This window comes from Tichowtungia aerotolerans (genome assembly GCF_009905215.1).
In the GTDB taxonomy this organism is placed as follows: Bacteria; Verrucomicrobiota; Kiritimatiellia; order Kiritimatiellales; family Tichowtungiaceae; genus Tichowtungia; species Tichowtungia aerotolerans.
On record NZ_CP047593.1, the window covers coordinates 1099755 to 1120363 of the forward strand.

Here is a 20609-nt window from a genome sequence, read left to right on the forward strand (position 1 = left end):
AAATAGTATTGAAACTCACCGGTAAAGCCGTGAGCCATCCTATTTTTAATAAAACCAGCGAAGGAGGGGAAGGAAATGATAGAGCCTTTTTAAGCATTTCTCATCATTGCAATTGCGGGGCAATCCCCCGCAAAACATTTGAGCGCCATGTTCCCATAGAGTATTCCTTCCGCATGAAACGATTTGCCAGCCGCGAGGACATCAAACCATTCCTAAACCTTGTCTGGTCTGGACACCTTTTTGAAGTACAGGACTGGATACGGGACGGGAAGCCGGTAAATCCGCCCTTATTCACTCCTAAAAAACCACGAGTAAAAGGGCCTCTTGAATATGCAATGCTCTCCGGGTTCTACTGCATGGTGCAGGTGTTATTAGACGCTGGAGCTAATGTAGTAGAGCCCAGCATCAACGACCCTCTGGCATTTCGTGCGATCTACCATGCCGTTGATGACAGGCGGATGGATCTAATCGAGTTGCTGGTAAAACACGGAGCGGATGTGCGCGATGTGCAGTGGGAAACGATCCTTCACACGTGGAGTCCTGAAATTATCCGGTACTGTATTGAGCACGGAGCCGATCTGGAAGATGAGTTCAATCCTATCGCTTATGGATTTCAGAAAAAAATCCGGCCTGTTCTTGGTATTTATAAAACCTATGAGAAGCAGGTTCCCGACCTGAAACGCCAAATCAATATTGCTCTTCGCTATCACACCGAAAAAAAGAACCAGAAATGGGCATCTCTATTGCTTTGGGCCGGAGCCGACCCTTACGACATTGGGCCAGAAGACTACACGGAATACACCGACTACGACCGCAGAGCTATTGGTATCGCCCTGCAAGACGGGTGGGACTGGTTTTTTAAGCAGATAAAGACCCTCGTGCCCTCAGAGGAATATGCGGCAAATTTTCTATACGCAGCATGCCGGTCCGACAAAGCGCACATGCTGACAACTCTCATTAACGCGGGATTTATTAACGCAATGAACGCAGAAGATTCCACCAAGATGTTGTCTGAAAGAATGATCGCCGCCTCACATTCCAGACATAAAGGCTGTTTTTGCGTCGAGTCGCTGGGGCTTCTGTTTGCAAACGGAGCAAAGTGGACGCCCACATTTGAGCAGATAAGAGATACTCGGCGGTCAATGCTGGGCGGAAGAGCAGCTGGGGTGCAATCAGTAGTTTCTCTGCTAAAAAAGCATAAAGTAGCAACGAAGGAGGTCATTCGCGAACTAACCCGAACTCCTTCCATCAATAAGTTGCTTCACGCATGAATAGCGTCTTGCGCGTGCCACTAAAAATCAAACAGCTCGCTTAGTGTAACACCTAAAGCCGTGGCCAGCCGCTCGCATCCTTCGACGGATGGGGCATTAATTCCGCGCTCCACAAAGCTGATAAACTCAACCGAGTAGCTGGACGCTTCCGCCAACACCTCCTGAGTCATCCCTTTCTCTTTGCGAAGAGCGCAAATCTTCTGGCCTAGCTGTTTCTTAATCACGTAGTCAGGCTACGGTTTTAGTCCTTGCCTGCTCCACGTAGTAAGACTACGTTTTTGGGAAGGAAAAGACTCAACACTCAAAGAAAGGGCAGTATGGCAAATCAGAACGTCATGGAAATGGTACATCACCTCAACTGGGCATCTGTTCACACTAAAAACGGTCGGGGGCATGCAAAAATTGTTATCACTGCGCTATGTGAAGAGCTGGGAGTCGATGATGTCTCCAAAAAAATGGTTCTCCGCTTGCTGCTGGCCGAGGGAGCCCCACGTCGTATTACTACCGCTGAGGCCCGGCGCAAACTTGGAATCAGCCGCACGACTTTTCACCGCTGGGTTGAATCCAACCGCTTCGGACTTGGAGAGATGGAGTTGATCAGAGTTAATCCAACCCGCACCGAAATGTATGTTGAGGATTTTCTGGAAGTCATGCGCCAGAGGAATGAAAAGGGCAGGAAGCACAACTCGGAAGAGGACGATGCGTAAGCTGAAAACATACTGCGGAGGAGCCTTATTGCCCCAATCTGCCTGTGCTCCATAAATGGATATACGTTTTGAAATTTCTGATATTTTTTCGAAAGACAATATGTAATCGCTGGCGGCTTGCTGCCCCCTCCTCTCCCCTCTCTCAACAAGTTGCTGCTAGGCCTGTACGGCAGTATCTGTGGACCCCGGGACGTTCGTGGCTTAAGGTGGACTTAGCGCGTTTATATCAGGACGGCACGGAACGGCACGGAACGGCACGGAACGGCACGCAGCAAAAGGGTGATTTAAGGCGTTAAGCCTGTAGGCATTGATCAAAACGCCTGTTTTTAGTGGTGCCCGGGGCGGGACTTGAACCCGCACGTCCAAAAGGACAAGGGATTTTAAGTCCCTTGCGTCTACCGATTCCGCCACCCGGGCACCGAAAACAGAAAGTCGAGGAGTATTGGCTCAATCCGGCTCAAGCGCAAGTTTAAGATTCATCCGGGTTTGAAAAACTCCCCGTCGCGAATTGATTTTGCGCCATATTTACCGATAGTGTGGCGCTTCATTTTACTTGGAGAACGGATTATGGACATTGCCACTTTGACTGACACCCCGACGGAACAGGAACTGATCCAGAAACTGCTGAATGCCGGGCAGGAACATCTTTTTGCCGACTGGGACGCCCCCGGAACCAATGATGACGCCAAAACAACGTTTCTGACCACTCTTGCACGGGTTGACAATTCTTACCCCGGCGGCCTGACCGGATACATTTCCAACGCCCGGAAACTCCTCGCTGAGGCACAGAAAGGCGCCAACCCGTTCGAAGGACTGGAGCCGCACCAGCCAGCCAAGGTGGACCTGACACAGTTTGACGAAACCTATGACCACTTCGAAGCAATCGGAAAAACCCGCTTCGACAAAACCGCCATCGTGCTCGTCGCCGGCGGCCTCGGGGAACGCCTCGGCTACAACGGCATCAAACTCGACATTCCGGTGGAGGTGACCGAGACGACCTCCTATCTAGCCAACTACGCCGCCAACCTGCTCGCCATGGAAGCGCGCATGGAAACGCCGCGCCCGGTTCCGTTTATCATCATGGTTTCCGAGGACACCGACGCGAAAACCCGCGCATCGCTCGCGGCCAACGATTATTTCGGCCTCCAAAAAGAACAGGTGCACATTCTGAAACAGGAACTCGTCCCGGCCATCGCCGACAACGACGGAAAGCTGGCGCTGAAAAAGAAGTATGAGCTGATCCTCAAGCCGCACGGCCACGGCGATATTCACATGCTGCTGCACACCAGCGGACTGGCGACCAAACTCGCCGACGAAGGCATCGAACACTTTGTCTATGTGCAGGACACCAACGGCCAGGTGTTCAACGCCCTGCCCGCCGCGCTCGGCGTTTCCGCTGAAAAAGATTTCGACTTCAACTCCATCGCCGTCAACCGCATTCCCGGCGAGGCCTGCGGCGGACTGGCCCGCCTCGTTGGCAACGGCAGCGAAATGACGATCAACGTAGAATACAACCAGCTCGATCCGCTGCTGCGCGCAACCGTCAGCCCGGACGGCGACGTTCCGAACGAACAGGGCTTCTCCATGTTCCCCGGCAACATCAACGTACTGATCATTAAAGCCGCGTCCTACGTAAAAATCCTAAAAGAGACGCAGGGAATTATCTCTGAATTCGTCAACCCGAAGTATGCCGACGATGCGAAAACGGTTTTCAAAAAGCCGACCCGCCTCGAAACCATGATGCAGGATCTGCCGAAGCTCTTCGGCCCGGACGAAAAAGTCGGCGTTTCCGTCTTTGATCGTCGCTGGAGTTTTTCGGCCAATAAAAACAACATCATTGATGCCGCCTCCAAAGCGGCGGCGGGCGGCCCGCCGGAATCCGGTGCCACCGCTGAATCCGACTTCTATCTGGCAGGCCGCATGAAACTCCAGGCCGCCGGCATGGACGTCACCGAAGCCGAACCGGAAATGATTCTCGATATTCCAATGACGCCCGGCCCGCGCGTCATCGCGCGCCCGGCCTTTGCACTGACACTTGCCGAAGTGAAAGAAAAAATCAGCGGCGGAAGCATCGCCGGACAGGGAACGCTCGTGCTCGACGGTAAAGACATTACGCTCGAAAACGCCGAAATCACCGACGGCTCCGCCCTGGTCGTCAAAGCCTGCCCCGGCGCAAAAGTGACCGTAAAAGACCTGAAGGTCGACAACGCCGGTTTCGAACTGGTCAAACTGACCGCCGAAGAGATGGAAAGCGCTGATACCCCGGAATATTTGAAACTGCGCGGCTACCGCATCGAAAACCGCGGCGCACAAATCTGTGAATTCACTGCGCCGGGCGACTATATTGTAGAGTAAGCGTCTCGCCCGCTCATGAACGGGCGGGGCGCCCGTTCTACATTCAGGACGCTTTGACCTGATTAATGAGTTCTTCGCCGCTGGCGAAAGCGGAGAGATTGGCGAGCGTTGTTTCAGCAATTCGAATCAGCGCCTCACGGGTGAAATAGGCCTGATGCCCGGTGATGATGACGTTCGGGAACGTGGTCAACCGGGCAAAGTCATCGTCCTTGCGCACCTCGAAGGTTTTGTCTTCGAAAAAGAGTCCTTCCTCTTCTTCGTACACGTCGAGTCCCATGTAGCCGATTTTTCCGGATTTGAGTCCTTCAATGACAGCTTTGGTGTCAATGAGTCCGCCGCGGCTGGTATTGATGATCATCACGCCGCGTTTCATATGAGCAACGGCTTCGTTGTCGATCAGGTGATAGGTTTCAGGCATCAGCGGGCAGTGCAGGCTGATAATATCGGACTGCGCCAGCATTTCCTCGAAGGAGACGTATTGCATGCCGACCTTTTTACAGCGTTCGTTTTCGTACTGATCGACGCCGAGCAGCTTACATCCGAATCCGTGCAGTGCTTCCGTAAGGCATTGGCCGATTTTTCCGGTTCCGACAATCCCGACGGTTTTGCCGTGCAGATCAAATCCGAGCAGGCCGTCGAGCGAATAGTTTCCATCGCGCACGCGGGAGTGCGCCCAGTAGATCCGGCGGTTGAGCGTCAGCATCAGGGCCACGGCATGTTCAGCAATCGCGTACGGGGAATAAGCCGGCACGCGCGTAACGGTCAGCCCCAGTTCTTCCGCACTGGCGATATCAACATTATTAAACCCGGCGCAGCGCAGCGCGACGTGCTTCACGCCAACCTTTTTCAGGCCGATCAACACTGATGCATCGAGCTGATCGTTCACAAAAACACAGACGCTCTCAAATCCCTCTGCGAGCTTGACCGTCTGCGGAGCAAGCCTGGATTCCAAAAATGCCAGCTCCAGCCCGACAGACTCGTTGGCCCGCGAGAGGAATTCCCGGTCATAAGGTTTGGTGCTGAATACAACTGTTTTCATTTTTTTCTCCTATCAAGAAAAGGGTAAATACCCGACCGCAAAAGTCAACATTTCAGACGCTGGAAAAACATGCGTGTCGATGCAATGAATGTCCAAACCCTGGAAATATCAGGAATCTGCCCGCTTAAGGCCGGCAGAGATGCCTGCGGCGCATATGCCCCCTAGCGGTCACCGCGGAATTCACGCACGGCGTTGCACATAGCAATCCAGTTTTCCGGTTTTGTATAAGAAGAAATCTGATTGCCGGTCCCGATGGCGATGCCGCCGCTGCCGGTGGCAATGCGCTCCAGCAGATCCAGCACATAGGTTCGGACTTCTTCCGGCGTATTGAGCGTCATAATGTTCATTTCGACACCGCCGAAGTTGCCGATGCGATCGCCGTATTTTTCGACCCAGACATCAAAGGGATCGATGGCATCCTCGTTTGAGTGTTTGGCATCGATGCCGACGTGATCGATGATGTCATCCATCACTTCATAGATTTTTCCACAGGAGTGCAGGAGGAACGGTTTGCTGTATGAGTGCACCAGATCAACGATTCGTTTGTACTGCGGAAGGATGTACTTGCGGATGTCGGCCGGCTGCAAAAGGGTGGCAGAGCGGAAGCCAAGATCATCGCCAAAACGACAAACGGCGAAGCAGTCGGCATAATTTTCCATCACCCATTGCCAGATTCTGAATTCGAGATCCCCGATCTGTTTCCACAATGCTTCATACACTTCCGGTTCATCGACCTGCAGGAAAGCCAGTTCCTGAAACGGAACAAAGTCCTGCATGGTTTCGAACATGCCGCTCCCGGCGCCGCCGACGGCTTTCATGCCTTCCGGCAGGGCCTCGCGCACTGCATCAAAATATTCGCTGAAATGCTGAATGTATTCCTGCAGTTTTTTATCCCACGGATACGCATGCAGAGCGTCCATGGAGTCGATCAGCACCTCGCCCTGCCCGCACAGCCCTCGCCCGCCCTGAACGATGGCAACAATGACTCCTTCAAACGGGAGCATGTCGTAGCCAAGCTGAACCGCCACTTTGGCAACACGGCGAAAGGCTTCGATTTTGTCGCTGTAACTTCCAGACAGCAGCGGCACAACCGGTTCATTAATGATGCTCTCAACCACGCCGGGGTCGAATCCGTGTTCATACAGCGGCAGGCGCTCCGCTTCCCGGTTATATGCGGCGTCCACAAGGTGTTTGTAATTCGGCTCAAACGGTTTCACTCAAATCTCCTGTTTGTCATTTTTAATTTTTACAACAGCTATAATGATCATGTATTTAGCTATTATGGTTAAAAATGTATCATTTTCGACAAAAGCGAAGATCCCGGGAGAACTGCCGCACACCCCGCCGGATTTAAAGGGACAGCAGCGATTCGGCGCACTCTGTCCGTATGTCCGGGAAGCCAACGAGGTTTTTCGGGAAACATGGCACCTGAAAGAACGAAAACTGTTCGACTTCCTGCTGGTCCACATTCTGCGAGGCACCGGCCGCTTCACCGTTGCGGATGAGACATTCAATATCAATACAGGCGATCTCATCTGGATTCCGCCGAACACGCTGCACGAAATGCGCGGCGATGCCCCGGGAACAAAACTTCAATACATTCATTTTGATCTGATCTATGATCCGAAGCGAAGCCACTGGAGCGCCAGCATTCCAGCCGGCACCGTTGACCTGAGCCGGTGGAAAGACCGTATTCATCCGCCGCTCGACGATTCAATACTGCGCAACTGGTGCGGAAAACTGGATGCCGGCAACCAGACCCGCGTGACCGAACTGCTGCGAAAAATTGTTTTTGAATACAACCGGACACAGACAAGCCGCCTGACCATCGCCGGGCTCGTTCTCCAGCTGACCGGGCATCTCATGGAAGCGCAACAGGCTTCCTCTTTGAGCAACCGGCAGATCCGGGCAGTCGAAAATGCCATGCAGCAGATCCAGATGAACGAAACGCTGAACCTTGAAATTCTGTCCCGGCAGTACGGGCTGAGCTCAACGCATTTCCGGAAACTCTTCCGCGAGCACTTCGGTCACAGCCCGCGAGAAGCCCGCCAGGCAGCCAAGATGAAAGCCGCGTGCGACGCACTGGTTTATTCTGAACTCTCCGTTTCCGAAATCGCCGATCGGCTCGGCTTTACGAATATCCACAACTTTTCGCGCGCTTTCCGCAAAGCGATCGGTCGAGCGCCCACCGCATACCGCAATGGCCATGCCCCCTGATGATCCCGAAGAAAACCGGCGCGCTACTTGTACTCTTCCGGGCGAACGCCCAGCTTCTGAATGCGGTAGTTGATAATGCGCTGGGTGGTGTTGAGATAACGTGCACTGGCCGCCGCGTTGCCGCGGTGCTTCTTGAGCGCATCGATGATGATCTCTTTTTCGTAGCTCTCGACCATGGTTTTGAGGTCTGCACCATCGCGCGGGAAAATAGAGGTCTGCGTTTCGTCACTGGTCTGCAGGGACGGCGGCAGGTTGTAGCCGTGAATCACATCATCAGACGCGGTGAGCACGGCACGCTCCACGCAGTTTTCCAGCTCGCGGACATTACCCGGCCAGTGATAGGCCATCATCATGTTAATGGCCGAGGTGGAAATGCGTTTGATGTTCTTGCCGTACATTTCGCTGTATTTCTGAAGGAAATGATCCACCAGAAGCATGATATCGCTGCGGCGTTCACGCAGTGACGGAAGAATGATCGGGAAAACATTCAGGCGGTAGTACAGATCTTCACGGAAAACGTTCTTTTCGATCTCTTCTTCGAGGTTGCGGCTGGTTGCAGCCAGCACCCGGACATTAACGGGTATGTTTTCATTGCTGCCGACACGCTCAAACGTACGTTCCTGCAAAACGCGCAGCAGCCGCACCTGAACGGCCGGGGAAATATCGCCGATCTCATCGAGGAAAATCGTTCCTCCATTGGCCATTTCGAAGCGGCCTTTGCGCTGCTGGGTTGCGCCGGTAAATGCTCCCTTCTCGTGCCCAAACAGTTCGCTTTCGATCAGGTTTTCCGGCAGCGCTGCGCAGTTGACGCTCACAAACGCATTATTGCGCCGTTCGCCACCGTAATGGATGGCACGGGCAACGAGCTCCTTACCGGTTCCGCTTTCTCCGCGAATCAGCACAGTGGCAGAACTGTCGGCCACCTGCACGATTTGTTCGTAAACAGAGCGCATTGCGCCGCAGTTCCCAATAATATTGTGCATGCGATACCGATCACCCAACTGGCGGCGCAGACGTTCGTTTTCTGAAATCAGGCTGGAGCGCTCTTCAATGGCCTCGCGGATACCGGCAACCGCCTCCGCCAGAATATTGGCGACCAGTTCCAGAAACCGCTGATAATTGCGCAGCTCGTCCGGATCCGTTGTGATGGTCAGGTCGATACTCATCGTTCCGATGATGTTTTTCTGATGGACAATCGGAACACAGATAAAGGCGGTCTGTTTCGCCGGAACACGGGATTTCGTGCGGTTTAAAAACCGAGGATCTTTGGTAATATCCGGAATCAGCGCTGATTTTCCGGTTTTCGCCACATACCCAGTAACACCTTCCCCCTCGTGGTACTCTCCGCGAGTTTCCTCTTTTGGTGTCAGGCCACGCGAAGCCTCAATAATAAACACATCCGTATCCGGCTTGCGCAGCGTCAACGTTCCGCGTGACACTCCCATTTCCGTTTCCATAATGTCGAGCACCTCGACCATCAGCTCCGAAACCGTATGGGGACGGGTCATTGCCACCTGAGAGATCTGATAGAGAATCTCCAGTTCTTTTTCACTTTGCGTCATAGCACCACCGTAAATTCAAATTTGTTTTTCAAAAGCATACAAAGTACAATTTTGTACATCCCTGAGGCTATCAATTCAAGTAATATAATATATTTTCAAAAAAGCCTGCTCAGAAGCTGGATTTTTCAGGGCATTGAAAAATGCCGCGACACGAACCGGCACATAGGTGCGCGTTTTTTCGAAAACGGCCATCATTAACCTGCCGCAAACAGGATGTCACAGGACGACTGCAGCCCAACATATTTCACAACGAAAAACCGGACGTTGCAAACACTGCGCCCAGGTCTTCAAAAAAAACCGGAAGGGGCGACATTCCGCCCCTTCCGGTTTCGATCGGATTGAGTTCCTCGAGGTTAATCCTGCTGTACTTCCAGTTTGATGAAGAGCTGCGGATCAGTGACCGATACCGTGTTGGTCACATAGTCCAGCGTGCCACCCGTTATATTGGTATTGATTACGCTGTATCCGGCATTGGACCAGGCTCCGCCAACCAGATCGTCGGTGATCTTCAGCAAATATGTCAGCGTGTCGTCATCGGACCGCTGCGGATAAACATACGTTATCCCGGAACCATCCAACGTGAAGCTTGGAGCTTCACCCCCGTCCAGCGCATTGGTCGGATCTCCACCCAGGGCGTATTCGGCAAGATTGCTGATCTTGTCGCCGTCGTAGTCAGCAGTCATTGCGCCGAGATCAACACCCCATCCGGCAGCCCATGAGTCATAGCCGGCCAGAATTTCGGTTGTATAGGTACCGATGGAAAGATTGTCGAACAGGTACTGCGTGCTGATCTTCGAGGCATAGAATCCGGCCGTTCCATCCTCGAGCCTAAGCACTGTGTCCGTGGCAGTTCCGGTCAACACGCCGCCATCCAGATCCGGGCCGGTCAGGCGGTATTTAAAGACGCCGGCCTCCTCCGATTCAATCTTGAGGTGATACCAACTGTTAATTGAAAGCTTAACCGTATTGGGCACGACTCCGAACGAAACAACCGCCCCTGCGCTGGTCACCCGAATGAACTGCAGTACATTTGTCGTGCCTGTGTTAATACGGGCCGCATAGAAGCTTCCATCCGACTGAACATTGAAAGCCAACCCGTTAAAAAGACTAGAGTTAACCGCATTTACAGTATTGAGATCTCCTTCGACGACAAATGATTTTTCGGGTGCGGCATTTAGTGTCTCCACTCCTGAATAACGCAGCACAATATCATTAGCAGCATCACCGGATCCCTCCTGACTCAGCTGAACCGCATTTAACATAATTCGAGCAGTCGGGGTTATATCTCCGGATGATTTGCTTAATACATAACCATCGCCGATCGAGACCGACGCATCCGAATCAAATGTTCCATACGCCACAGAACTGGTAAAATCATCCACCCAACCGGCATCTTCTCCCACGGTGATGTTTTTGACGGACAGGCTGTCAAACCTCGGGGTGACGTTTGCGCCACTTGCATGGAATCCGGCATAGCCATCAGCCAGCTTAAGTGCTGTATCCTGCACCATCCCGGACAACGCACCGCCATCCAGACCGGGACCGGTCAGTGTATACCGGAAAGAACCGGGCGAAAACGTTTCTATCTTCATATGATAGGTACTGCTGAGAGCCAATGTGGTGGAATTATCAGCTGTACTGAAGGATGTAATGGCGCCGGCACTGGTCACCCGAAGAAACTGCAGAACAGTAGTGGTACCTGTATTGATGCGGGCAATGTAGTGACTGCCATCCGGCTGAACATTAAACACCAGACCATAAAGAAGCGATCCGGCAGCAGCTGAATGCGTATCAATGTCCCCTTCGACAATACTGATCTGATTAGAACCGCTGTTCTGCATTTCCGCACCGGTATAGTAAAAGTAGACATTATTTGCATTCACAGAACCGGAAAGCTGGGATAACTGAATCTTGTAACTCAGTATGCGGGAGGTGGCGATTTTATCTCCACCCAGCTGCTTCATCACATATCCCGGACCGATCGACTCGGCAGCATTGGTGCTGAAAACGGTTTGCGACCGGGTATAACTGTCCACGAAGGAGCCGACATCACCGACTGTCGTTTCGATGGATAGATTATCAAACGCATACTCTTCCGTTCCGAATGATGCAGAAGCAAAGAAACCGGCATAGCCATTTTCGAGCTTCAACGACGTTTCCTGAGCCGCTCCAACCAGCTGGCCGCCGTCCAGATCCGGGCCGGTCAGCTCATAAGTGAATGCACCGGGCTCCAAGGATGATATTTTGAGGTGATAAACTGTATTTGTGGCCAACGGCACAGAGTTGGCAACCGTAGTAAACTGTGCAATACCCCCTTCGCTGTTGGCACGAACAAACTGCAAAACGGTTGTATCATTAGTACCTGTGTCGATTCGAGCCGCATAAAAGCTGCCATCGGGCTGAACATTGAAAGCCAACCCCTGAAGCGAGGAACCGTTGGCGACATTAATCGTTTGGATATCCCCTTCAACCGTAAATGATTCATTGGGCTGCGCATTGGCCAGCTTAATGTTGGAATTATAAAGAATAATATTCTTTGCAGGATCGGTTCCATCTGTCTGGGAAAACTCCACACGTCCGGAGGTGATCTTTGCGATCGTCTGCTGATCACCCGCAAGCTGCATCAGCACATAACCATCGCCAATTGCCACGCTGGCATCATTCGTAAACGTCGTATCTGCGCGCTCAAAATCATCCACAAACCAATCTGCCTGAACCCATGCAACTGTTAAACCAAACATCACAATGAATGCGAGGAATCTCTTCATTCTGGACCTCCTTAATTATATGAACAAGAAACAATCCTATTGCCGAGGATTGATTTAAGGATAGTCTTTGCGAGGAAATCCGCTATATGCATTTACGGTTTTTAGCTAATGATTTCCAAACGCTGAAAAAACCCCTATTTAAACTGCATTTTCGTAAAAAAAGATACTTCAGAGATCTATCAGATTACGTTGAAGAGATAAAAAGATACGGGGCCGATTTGGATAGATATATTTTCAGACTTTTCTGAAACATATATTGTACCGGCACTTTCAACCTCCTCCAAGTGCCCCAGAGCCGGCACGCGCACCAAGGTCTCTTTGTTCGCAGGGTTAAGCACAATCAAAAGCGTCTGCCGCCCGCGCTTTCGTAAATAGGCCGCACAGCTTTCAGATGCATGAACCACTTCCAGCTTTGCGCACGGATGCAGTGCCGGCATTGTTTTTCGTAATTCAACCAGGCGCCGCACAAATCGGAGCAATGAGTTTTCCGCCGTATTCTGGTCTTCAACAACAGGACCTTTCGGATCTACTGGAAGATACAGCTGCTTCACGGGTGCTTTGGAAAAGCCGGTATTTTCAGAACGATCCCACTGCATCGGGGTTCGACATCCCGCCCGCAAATAAGCCCCTTCACGATTCGGAGACTCCGTTAGATTCTTCATACCGATTTCATCGCCGTAATACAGCGCGGGGATTACAGGCAACGTGAAAATAAACCCGTAAGCAATTTTCAACTCCGCCTGCGTCCGACCAAACGAAATGCGCGGCAGATCGTGATTACCGGTCGGCATTGCGATCAGGCCTCGTTTATTTATTGCACGCAGCTGGGTCTGCAGATACTCAAAAAACGAACTGCAGCTCCCCTTTCCTTCTTGACGAAAAAAACTGTGCCCATCACGTCCATCGGGAATTACATCCGCACTTCGCTCCAGCCGAAAGAGGGAACTGTAGGCCTTGGTACTGTGCAGCATGAAATCCATGTGAAACCCGCAGCGGATCGCGTCTTTCGGCTCCGACCATTCAGCCAGCAGGACGGCTTCCGGCCAGTGCTCCTCCATCCATCTGCGCAAATCCGAATAAATGATTTTGAGCCCTCGGCAGTTTACATCGTCCTTCACCAGCGTATTGGCCAGATCCACCCGAAATCCGCTGACTCCTTTCTTCAACCAGAAGTCCATGATCTTCTTCAGTTCATTGCGCGTTGCGACGCAATCGGGATGATCAATCGGAAGCTGCCATGGCTCGGCTGGACTCAGATATCCATAATTGAGTGCCGGCTGAAACGAAAAAAAGTTCACCATATATTTTCCGCTCCGCTCGGTATCTCCTCCAATGAACCCTCCGGGCGCACGACGAAAAATATGATCAGTCCAGATATACCGATTGTCATAAATGGTCTTCTCCCCGGATGCAGATGCTTTGAACCATGGATGCTCAATGGATGTATGCCCGGGGATCAGATCCAGCATGATGCGCAGTCCGCGCTTTTTTGCTTCACGGCAAAGCCGGGTGACATCTCCGTTTTTCCCGTATCGCCCGGCCACTTGATAATAATCGCGCACATCATAGCCGCCGTCCTGAAACGGGGAGTCATAGATCGGGTTGATCCAGACCAGGTTGACACCCAGCGACTGAATATAATCCAGCTTTTCAATAATTCCCGGAAGATCACCGATTCCGTCGCTGTTGGAATCATAAAACGAAGCAGGAAATATATTATAAATCACCGCACCATTAAGCCAATCAGGATAGTGTTTCATGAATACGTTCCGAATTTCAGGACAGCATCATACATCGCCAGCACATTCTCCGTTGGAGAATTGTCCTGAATACAATGCGTCGGTGCAAAGCAGTAACCACCATCCGGCATCATGGTTTCCAGCACATGGCGACAGTCGGCTGTAACATCTTCCACCGTGCCGGACGCCAGCGGTCCTGCCGTGGAAATACAGCCATGGAACGCCAGTTTTTCACCATAGGCTTTCTTGAGATATTCCGGCGCCATCTTAGCGGCTTCCGGCTGAAGGGTGTCCACCACATCAATGCCCATTTCAATAAAATCATTGAAAAAACCACTGCTGGAACCGCAACTGTGAACCATTACTTTCAAATCATAGGACCTGGCCAGATCAATAAATTTCTGATGTCGCGGACGAATCAGTTCCCGATACATGTCGAGACTGATGATCGGCGCAATCTGTGTGCCGAGATCCTCGCCCATCCAAAGCATATCAATGGCCCCGTCCGCTGCATCCAGCGTTCGCTCAATCCAGCCGAGCTGCAGTGCATTCAGGCGGTCGATGAAATTCAGAAAGGCATCATCCCTTTCAGCCAAATAAATCAGCACATCCTCCATCCCGGCCAGCATGCCGGAACGATTAATGATATCAGCCACACCCGGATGCCCCAACGCCAGAAATTTATCCGAATGTTCCCGGCAAACATGCAGCACATTCGATAAATCATAATCATCCGGACTGGGAAGCGGCCACGTTTCGAACAGTTCCTCCGGAGCATCCTTGAGCGGAAAATCGCAGTAATCCCAATAACCGCCGCTGCCGTGCTCAACCCAGCGGGTACGAATCCCCAATTCATTGACTTTACGTCCTTCAATCGGCGAATGCAGCGCCGGGCCCTTATACTCCGGCGCTACCCCCAGAATATCCACATTCAGCGTTTCGCGCAGACCGAGGTCGTCATCGGGCGCCAGGCCGAAATGATCTTTCAGCCGGCGGTCAATATCCGCATTGGCAAAATAGTTAATCGGAACCCGATCCGGCAGTTCATGACTGATTGCCGCCAACACACGCTCTTTTGACCGCCAGTTTTTCCCGGACATCCAATTCCCTCCATGAAAATCTGAATTACTTCACCGCAAAAAGCCCCTGTTCCATTAGAAACGCAGCCATCATCTGATTCACCTGCTCCGTGTACGGCTCAAAATTATAAAAGCTGTGTTTGGCACCATCAAAAGAAATTATTGTGCATTTGTTTCCATGTGCCTGATAGCGTTCCTGAAAAGCACGGCACCAGTCCATCTGAATAATGGAATCTGCTGTTCCCTGATAGATAACCATCGGAGCCAGCCCGGCACGAATATGATCAACCGGCGACACAGCGTGCAGTTTTTCTGCATCATTGATGACCTTAACCGCGTAACCGATCCTTGAAAGATCCAGCGCCGGGAAATTCAGCAGATAGGCTGCCGGCCTGAACTTTTCAATCCCGGGAGCCAATGAGGCACAGTGGGTCGACATCACCGTAGCGGCGGCCAGCTGACCGCCTGCAGAACTGCCGCAAACCACAATCCTGTTCGTATCGACACCGAGCCGTCCGGCATGCATCAGAACCCAGGCAGCAAGGGACAGCGCATCTTCTGTTGATTCCACCGGAGTGGTTCCTGAAAATGTGGAAGACATCCGATACTCCGGACGAATCACCACCGCCCCCCTGGCCGAAAAAAACTTCGCCGCGGCGGCATACTGACTGATGCTGCCGCCCTGCCAGCCTCCGCCATGCCACATAATCAGACAGAGACGCTCATCGTGAATCGTCCAGTCTGCAGGAGTCGCAATATTTGCGGTTAAATGAAAGGATCCGCGGAACTCCTTAAAAGACACAACGCTGTCTTCGCCGGCCGAAATTGAAAACCTGTCATTCAACCGCGGGTATGCCGATGCAGAGAATGACAATGCGGCCACCAGCAATACCGTGATTGTATGATTCATCATGTTCTCCATCACATTAGCTCACAATTAATCAGTTCTTCTGCGCTCAGAACCCATAAGGCGATGGACCCGCTCAAAAACCTTCGTGGATACGTCACCCGACACCGCAGACAATCCCGAACCGGCAGCCTGCTGCATAAAAACAATTCCGCATATACTTGTAATTCTTTATCTCAACAAACCTCCGCCCTGCAGGAAGATTTATTCCACATCAAAAATGAAATGATCATATGTAAAGAACGAACGAGTCGAGGGCGTTCCAATATAGCAGCCGGCGGCTCCGCCCGGCATGCCGCCGCCAAAATCGATTCGCGCTCCGCGCAGCAGGGTCTCCTGAGCCGCCGGGTTTATCACCTTGAATAAATAGGCGCCATCTCCATACGGATCATTCGGCCGGGCCAGAACCTCCATGCGATATACCGTATTCGCAGCAAACGGTTTTGAGGACTCAAAACTCTGCAGCACACGCGGAGACTTGTTGATGTAATGAATAAACTGCGCCTGAACCGTTCCGGAACAAAACCGAAAAACATAGTAATCATTCGGTGACGTACAATTAAACACCACGCCCCCCCAAACGCGTGGCGAAAGAACTTTCAGATCCGTCTGCACACGGAAGCGTTTTCCCGAATCAGCCTGCCCGGTTGACAGCAATGACTCGTTCTTCCCGTTCGGCAGATAGATTCCAAGCCGGCCATCCAACTGTTCCACCCGAAGATCCGGGGAGCTTTTTCGCCAACCGGACAATGTCTCATCAAAATGATCTCCAACCAACTGTTTCGAATATTGGCTCCCGAAAGCAGACTCCTCGAAATCAGGCATTGCACTAAAATCAGGCATTTCAAACGAGTCCGACCGAAACGGAGACGCCGGCAGTCCAACACTGTTATACAGGTTGCAGAGCGGGAAATTCGCCCAGCCATAGCGGACGGCGACCGGAGAGGGAACCTCATCCGACCAAACACAGACGGTATCCGGCCCAGTCAAAACAGCCTGTGCTCTTTTGAAATGCCGGTCCTTTCCACAGATCTCAAACCCACTCAACACATCAGCAGGAACCACAAAAGCCTCAGGATCATCCCCGGGCCGCATACGTTCATTCCGATTCATTGAAAGACGGCGAACTTCGAGTCCGTCCTCCGTATTTGAAAACGTAACGCCGGCTTTTCCTTGTTGGAAACGAACCGATTGCATCACCGGACTGCGGGCGGGAACCGATGGATCATCCAGCGAGGCTGCCAACAGTGCCAGCCGCTCCCCGACCGGCCGTTTATTCTGGGGATGAATATCCTTGAATTCCCCCGCATCTGTGATGACCGCAAGTTCTGTTTTCGGAAGGTCCAGTGCCGCCATCTGGGCTTCCCGCTGCCATGCCCAGGATTCACCGGAGTTGTCCCAGACCACAGCTCCATATGGAGCCAGTTGAACACATAAAAATGGGAATTCATATCCCCACGCTTCGCGCCAGCTGCCGATCAGATCCTTAATCATTGCCGGATAATCGCCGGCGAACATGGCATCAGATTCGCCCTGATACCAGATGGCCCCGCGAATGGCATAACGGATCAGCGGATGGATAGTTCCGTTGTAAAGATACGACGGAGCGCGAACAGCCCCTGGATTGCCCTGAGGGCGGGGAGTCCACTCCGGCCAGCTTCTGTCCAGAAACCGTCCGTACAGCTCCGGCTTCCTCTGCATCACATCCAGCGGCAGCCACATGTTCACCTGCGTTCCGCCGCGGTTGGCATAAAGCAGCCCAACCGGCACCCCGGCCTGCGGCTGCAAAGCCCGGCCGAAGAAGCAGGCCGTCGCGGAAAACTCCGCCGCAAACTCCGGACTCAGAGCCTGCCAGGAACCTCTCAGCGCCGCGCCGGGAACAACAACATCCGAAAGCTCCGCACAACCGACCCCTTCATGTTTTGTCTTAAAAAGACGAACCAGGCCATTATTCATTTCCCGAATATCATCCTTCAGCGCCGGATAGTTTTTCATCACTGACGCCATATTGGACTGTCCGGCGCACAGCCACACATCTCCAACCAGCACATCATCGAATTCCTGCGGCAGCGGGTCTGTCGACGAACGAATCGTCATTTTCCAAGGTTTGGTAGATGCCGGCATGGGATCGAGGAATACTTTCCAATGTCTGGAAGAATCGGCGACCGCCGTTTTAACCTGCCCCGCCTGCCCGGGGCCTGACACGGGAGCAAACTCCACCGTCACCGTATCTCCGGCATTCGCCGTGCCGTAAACAGCAACCGGCCGGTTTCGCTGCAAAACCATTTTTGATGTAAACAGCGGGTCCAGCGTCAACTCGGCATAGCCGCAGCAAACCAGCGCTCCGAACACAAATCCCGCCACCGATCCAGTAATCCAAAAATTTTTCATTCAGATATCATCTCAGTTGCCCCGAAATTCGGAATACGCATTTTCGTATTTAAGATAATAAAAACCCAAACCGGCCTCTCTGGAGACGGCCCGCGTAGCAATTACATTGAAAAACGCGCCCGATCACCGTACCTTCTGCGGTCTATGGCTACAGCAAAAGAAGAAAACTGGCAGATCAAAAAACGTGCAGATGCCTGCGCGGGAACCGGAATTGCCTTCGGAGACGGCGAGGAAATCATGACCCGCCTGCTGCTTGCAAACGGCGAATATGTTCGTGAAGACTACTCCCTCGCCTGCTGGGAAGAGCAGAATCCTGATCACGGCGTCAGCGCCTGGAAAAGCGTCTATCACGCACCGCCCCCGCCCCAGGAAGTGGTCAAAAAAGAGAGTGCTGAAACCCTGCTTCGCAAAATGATCGCCAAAGAGGATGCCGATGATATCAACGCCATCTACATCCTCGCAGTCATGCTGGAACGCAAAAAAATCCTGGTTGAAAAGGACGTTCAGACCCGGGAAGACAAAACGAAAGTCCGCGTCTACGAACATAAAAAAAGCGGCGACACGTTCCTGGTCGTCGACCCCGAGCTCAAACTGGACGAGCTCGAAGCCGTGCAGGAAGAGGTCGTCGGACTGCTTGGAGGAAAACCGCCAAAGACCGAGACGGTGCATCAGTTTGAGCAGCTGACAAAAGTACTGGTCGAAAAATACACCAAACTGCTCTTCCCGCGCAGGACCGTCGGCGGCGAAGAAGGAATCACCCAGAAGCTGGCGGCATCGTTTTTTGCCCTGCTCGCCGGAAAAAAATACGAGCACTACGCCGTTTCTGAAAAAATCATGACCCGCTATGAAACCAACGAGCAGTACGGTGACCTGGTTGAAAGCTACCGCGAGCTGATCGACGTGCTTCCTCAGGAAATCCGTTTCCAGGGATTGGAAAAACCGGAGCTCGCCAGACAGATCGAAGCAATGGCCGCCAGGGAGCCGAACGAAATCGATCCCAACGAAGTGCTCGCCCTGTTTGAATCCGACGATTCCCGCATCACGGCCCTGCGCGACAAGCTCCTTGAAGCGGTCCGTGCCGCCGTTCGTTATGCCGACGGGTAATCCGCAAAACAAAAGATTCCGGATCTGGAACAATAAATCAGGCAGACCTCCCGTTATTTGAGCCATACCCTCAAAATAAGGAGTTCGCATGAAAAAAACTGTTAGACGCCTGTTAACTGCTGCCCTGTTTTCCAGCCTGCTCTCACCGGTCGCGTCCGCATGTGTTCTGAAGATTCAATCCGGACAGGAACATCCTCAAAAAGGATCTGAAGACACGATCACCGTGCAGTTTATCCAGATCCACCGCAACTGCTCCGTTCCGCCGGAAAAGACGCAAATCGACACCAAAAACGTCGAGGTTCTTGAGCAGTCCGAGTGGAAACCCGTTAAAAGCAACGTCTACGAAAGTACCTTTCGGGTGAAATACGAAAAAGAGGGCCGAGCCGTTTTCACCGCCGAACGCTCCTGCCCCAAAAAAGGTGCCAAAACTCAAGAGCTGGAAATCAACGTAGATTAATTTCTGCCGCTCTGACGCAGCAAACAAATCGCTTGGCCTGGGACCCGGCTTCCCAATAGCAAAACAACCCCCTATCAGTTTTTTACTGATGCCCACTCACGTGTTTTGGATGACGTAAAAATCATCTTGCCCTCGATTGAAAAGAGTCTCTGCTTCATCAAAGAATACCTCTGATGAAGGAGGACAGGATATGTCACCTAGAATGGCAGAAAACCGGGCTCAAGCAGAAGCATTCCGAAGGATGCAAGGCAACACGCTCGAACTGATTCAGGTCTATGCAGAAGACTTTCGCAGGATAATCGCAGAATATGAAGCGACCCATCACGGCCGCACCCCAACTGCCGATGACCTGATCTGGCTCGAGAGTGAACGCTTAGGTCACGACATCACAACCGACTGAACGGCAAACCCTGCAGGATCGACCTGGTCGATAAGCCGAAAGTTTCGACAGCCACATATTTTTCCAAGGGTTAGAACAGCAAAAAGCCGGAGTTTTTCAGACATTGGAAAACTCCGGATTCACTTTTTCCGACGGTCGAAAATTAGAAAATTTCAAATCTGCTGACCTCTTGTAGATCAAGAGCTATTCACCTTCGTTAGACTCGTCATCCTTTAACTGCTCAAACATGGCTTCCATTGTTGGATTCTTCCGAGTCAACTTCTTGATCGTGACATCCTGAGCCTTGTTGTTGGCAAGACGAAGGTTGTTTTCCGACCCGAGCAAAGCTTCCTTTGTTTTCTGGAGATGTTTTATGGTCTTGTCGATCTCATCAATTGCCGTTTGGAATTTTCTGGACGCCAATTCGTAGTTCCTCCCGAATGCAGTCTTAAATTTGTCGAGGTCGCTTTCGAAATTTGTGATGTCAATATTCTGCGCCTTAGTGAGATATTAGCGGAATCGATATTATTGCAGTTCTTGATTTTGATATTCATAACTCATCCTTCACAACTTCAGCTTGAGTGAAATGAATGCTTTTGCGTTCCTTGCGTTCTTTTGCGGTTAATTGGATTCT

The 20609-nt window shown here is 51.9% G+C and carries 16 protein-coding genes, 1 tRNA gene and 1 pseudogene; 7 read left to right on the plus strand and 11 right to left on the minus strand.

The window, feature by feature from the left end:
• Positions 1-29: 29 nt before the first annotated feature.
• Positions 30-1271 carry an ankyrin repeat domain-containing protein gene (locus tag GT409_RS04705; protein WP_160627419.1) on the plus strand — a complete coding sequence of 414 codons (1242 nt, stop codon included), beginning with the start codon at positions 30-32 and terminating at the stop codon, positions 1269-1271.
• A 20-nt stretch (positions 1272-1291) separates the two neighbouring features.
• Here the strand turns inward: GT409_RS04705 and GT409_RS04710 are convergent, their stop codons facing one another.
• The gene (locus tag GT409_RS04710) at positions 1292-1495 is read right to left on the minus strand and encodes a helix-turn-helix domain-containing protein (protein WP_160627421.1); all 204 of its coding nucleotides are present in this window, start codon (positions 1493-1495) and stop codon (positions 1292-1294) included.
• A 93-nt stretch (positions 1496-1588) separates the two neighbouring features.
• Here GT409_RS04710 and GT409_RS04715 point away from each other — a divergent pair, with 93 nt between their 5' ends.
• Positions 1589-1978, plus strand: coding sequence for a helix-turn-helix transcriptional regulator (locus GT409_RS04715; protein WP_160627423.1), 390 nt, complete (start codon positions 1589-1591; stop codon positions 1976-1978).
• A 330-nt stretch (positions 1979-2308) separates the two neighbouring features.
• On the opposite strand, the gene GT409_RS04720 is transcribed toward GT409_RS04715, so the two are convergent.
• Positions 2309-2395: transfer RNA gene (locus GT409_RS04720), tRNA-Leu, on the minus strand.
• A 150-nt stretch (positions 2396-2545) separates the two neighbouring features.
• Between GT409_RS04720 and GT409_RS04725 the strand changes: the two genes are divergently transcribed.
• Positions 2546-4333 carry a UTP--glucose-1-phosphate uridylyltransferase gene (locus GT409_RS04725; protein WP_160627425.1) on the plus strand — a complete coding sequence of 596 codons (1788 nt, stop codon included), beginning with the start codon at positions 2546-2548 and terminating at the stop codon, positions 4331-4333.
• Between the two features lie 43 nt (positions 4334-4376).
• Here GT409_RS04725 and GT409_RS04730 read toward each other — a convergent pair whose 3' ends face one another.
• Positions 4377-5372 carry a 2-hydroxyacid dehydrogenase gene (locus GT409_RS04730; RefSeq protein ID WP_160627427.1) on the minus strand — a complete coding sequence of 332 codons (996 nt, stop codon included), beginning with the start codon at positions 5370-5372 and terminating at the stop codon, positions 4377-4379.
• A 161-nt stretch (positions 5373-5533) separates the two neighbouring features.
• Entirely contained in the window at positions 5534-6589 is a 1056-nt protein-coding gene (locus GT409_RS04735; RefSeq protein WP_160627429.1) for a uroporphyrinogen decarboxylase family protein, read from the minus strand.
• A gap of 43 nt (positions 6590-6632) precedes the next feature.
• Here GT409_RS04735 and GT409_RS04740 point away from each other — a divergent pair, with 43 nt between their 5' ends.
• A complete protein-coding gene (locus GT409_RS04740; RefSeq protein ID WP_160627432.1) occupies positions 6633-7589 on the plus strand; it encodes a helix-turn-helix domain-containing protein in 957 nt (318 codons plus the stop codon).
• 23 nt (positions 7590-7612) lie between these two features.
• On the opposite strand, the gene GT409_RS04745 is transcribed toward GT409_RS04740, so the two are convergent.
• From GT409_RS04745 to GT409_RS04770, 6 genes are all read right to left on the minus strand, one after another.
• Complete coding sequence (locus GT409_RS04745) at positions 7613-9151, minus strand: sigma-54-dependent Fis family transcriptional regulator (RefSeq protein ID WP_160627434.1); 1539 nt, start codon at positions 9149-9151, stop codon at positions 7613-7615.
• A 353-nt stretch (positions 9152-9504) separates the two neighbouring features.
• Entirely contained in the window at positions 9505-11919 is a 2415-nt protein-coding gene (locus GT409_RS04750; RefSeq protein WP_160627436.1) for a hypothetical protein, read from the minus strand.
• 179 nt (positions 11920-12098) lie between these two features.
• Positions 12099-13679 (minus strand): alpha-amylase family glycosyl hydrolase, encoded by a 1581-nt coding sequence (locus GT409_RS04755; protein ID WP_160627438.1) that lies wholly within the window; start codon positions 13677-13679, stop codon positions 12099-12101.
• Positions 13676-14758 carry a uroporphyrinogen decarboxylase family protein gene (locus GT409_RS04760; protein WP_160627440.1) on the minus strand — a complete coding sequence of 361 codons (1083 nt, stop codon included), beginning with the start codon at positions 14756-14758 and terminating at the stop codon, positions 13676-13678. Before GT409_RS04760 ends, GT409_RS04755 begins: the two co-directional genes overlap by 4 nt.
• Positions 14759-14783: 25 nt before the next feature.
• A complete protein-coding gene (locus GT409_RS04765) occupies positions 14784-15650 on the minus strand; it encodes an alpha/beta hydrolase (RefSeq protein ID WP_160627442.1) in 867 nt (288 codons plus the stop codon).
• Between the two features lie 198 nt (positions 15651-15848).
• Entirely contained in the window at positions 15849-18035 is a 2187-nt protein-coding gene (locus GT409_RS04770) for a sialate O-acetylesterase (protein ID WP_160627444.1), read from the minus strand.
• A gap of 144 nt (positions 18036-18179) precedes the next feature.
• Between GT409_RS04770 and GT409_RS04775 the strand changes: the two genes are divergently transcribed.
• The 3 genes from GT409_RS04775 (at position 18180) to GT409_RS04785 (ending at position 19996) form a co-directional block, all read left to right on the plus strand.
• Positions 18180-19139, plus strand: a complete 960-nt coding sequence (locus GT409_RS04775; RefSeq protein ID WP_160627446.1) for a hypothetical protein — start codon at positions 18180-18182, stop codon at positions 19137-19139.
• An 88-nt stretch (positions 19140-19227) separates the two neighbouring features.
• Entirely contained in the window at positions 19228-19596 is a 369-nt protein-coding gene (locus tag GT409_RS04780) for a hypothetical protein (RefSeq protein ID WP_160627448.1), read from the plus strand.
• Positions 19597-19786: 190 nt separating this feature from the next.
• A complete protein-coding gene (locus tag GT409_RS04785; RefSeq protein ID WP_160627450.1) occupies positions 19787-19996 on the plus strand; it encodes a hypothetical protein in 210 nt (69 codons plus the stop codon).
• A gap of 183 nt (positions 19997-20179) precedes the next feature.
• Here the strand turns inward: GT409_RS04785 and GT409_RS04790 are convergent.
• Positions 20180-20476 (minus strand): annotated as a pseudogene (locus GT409_RS04790) (DUF2130 domain-containing protein); the annotation flags it as partial.
• Positions 20477-20609 lie beyond the last annotated feature (133 nt).

Excerpts from the sequence above, each read along its gene's own strand:
- GT409_RS04715 (WP_160627423.1), top strand. The coding sequence starts at position 1,589 with ATGGCAAATCAGAACGTCATGGAAATGGTACATCACCTCAACTGGGCA.
- GT409_RS04725 (WP_160627425.1), top strand. The coding sequence starts at position 2,546 with ATGGACATTGCCACTTTGACTGACACCCCGACGGAACAGGAACTGATC.
- GT409_RS04730 (WP_160627427.1), bottom strand. The coding sequence starts at position 5,372 with ATGAAAACAGTTGTATTCAGCACCAAACCTTATGACCGGGAATTCCTC.
- GT409_RS04740 (WP_160627432.1), top strand. The coding sequence starts at position 6,633 with ATGATCATGTATTTAGCTATTATGGTTAAAAATGTATCATTTTCGACA.
- GT409_RS04745 (WP_160627434.1), bottom strand. The coding sequence starts at position 9,151 with ATGACGCAAAGTGAAAAAGAACTGGAGATTCTCTATCAGATCTCTCAG.
- GT409_RS04750 (WP_160627436.1), bottom strand. The coding sequence starts at position 11,919 with ATGAAGAGATTCCTCGCATTCATTGTGATGTTTGGTTTAACAGTTGCA.
- GT409_RS04755 (WP_160627438.1), bottom strand. The coding sequence starts at position 13,679 with ATGAAACACTATCCTGATTGGCTTAATGGTGCGGTGATTTATAATATA.
- GT409_RS04760 (WP_160627440.1), bottom strand. The coding sequence starts at position 14,758 with ATGTCCGGGAAAAACTGGCGGTCAAAAGAGCGTGTGTTGGCGGCAATC.
- GT409_RS04765 (WP_160627442.1), bottom strand. The coding sequence starts at position 15,650 with ATGATGAATCATACAATCACGGTATTGCTGGTGGCCGCATTGTCATTC.
- GT409_RS04770 (WP_160627444.1), bottom strand. The coding sequence starts at position 18,035 with ATGAAAAATTTTTGGATTACTGGATCGGTGGCGGGATTTGTGTTCGGA.
- GT409_RS04775 (WP_160627446.1), top strand. The coding sequence starts at position 18,180 with ATGGCTACAGCAAAAGAAGAAAACTGGCAGATCAAAAAACGTGCAGAT.
- GT409_RS04780 (WP_160627448.1), top strand. The coding sequence starts at position 19,228 with ATGAAAAAAACTGTTAGACGCCTGTTAACTGCTGCCCTGTTTTCCAGC.
- GT409_RS04785 (WP_160627450.1), top strand. The coding sequence starts at position 19,787 with ATGTCACCTAGAATGGCAGAAAACCGGGCTCAAGCAGAAGCATTCCGA.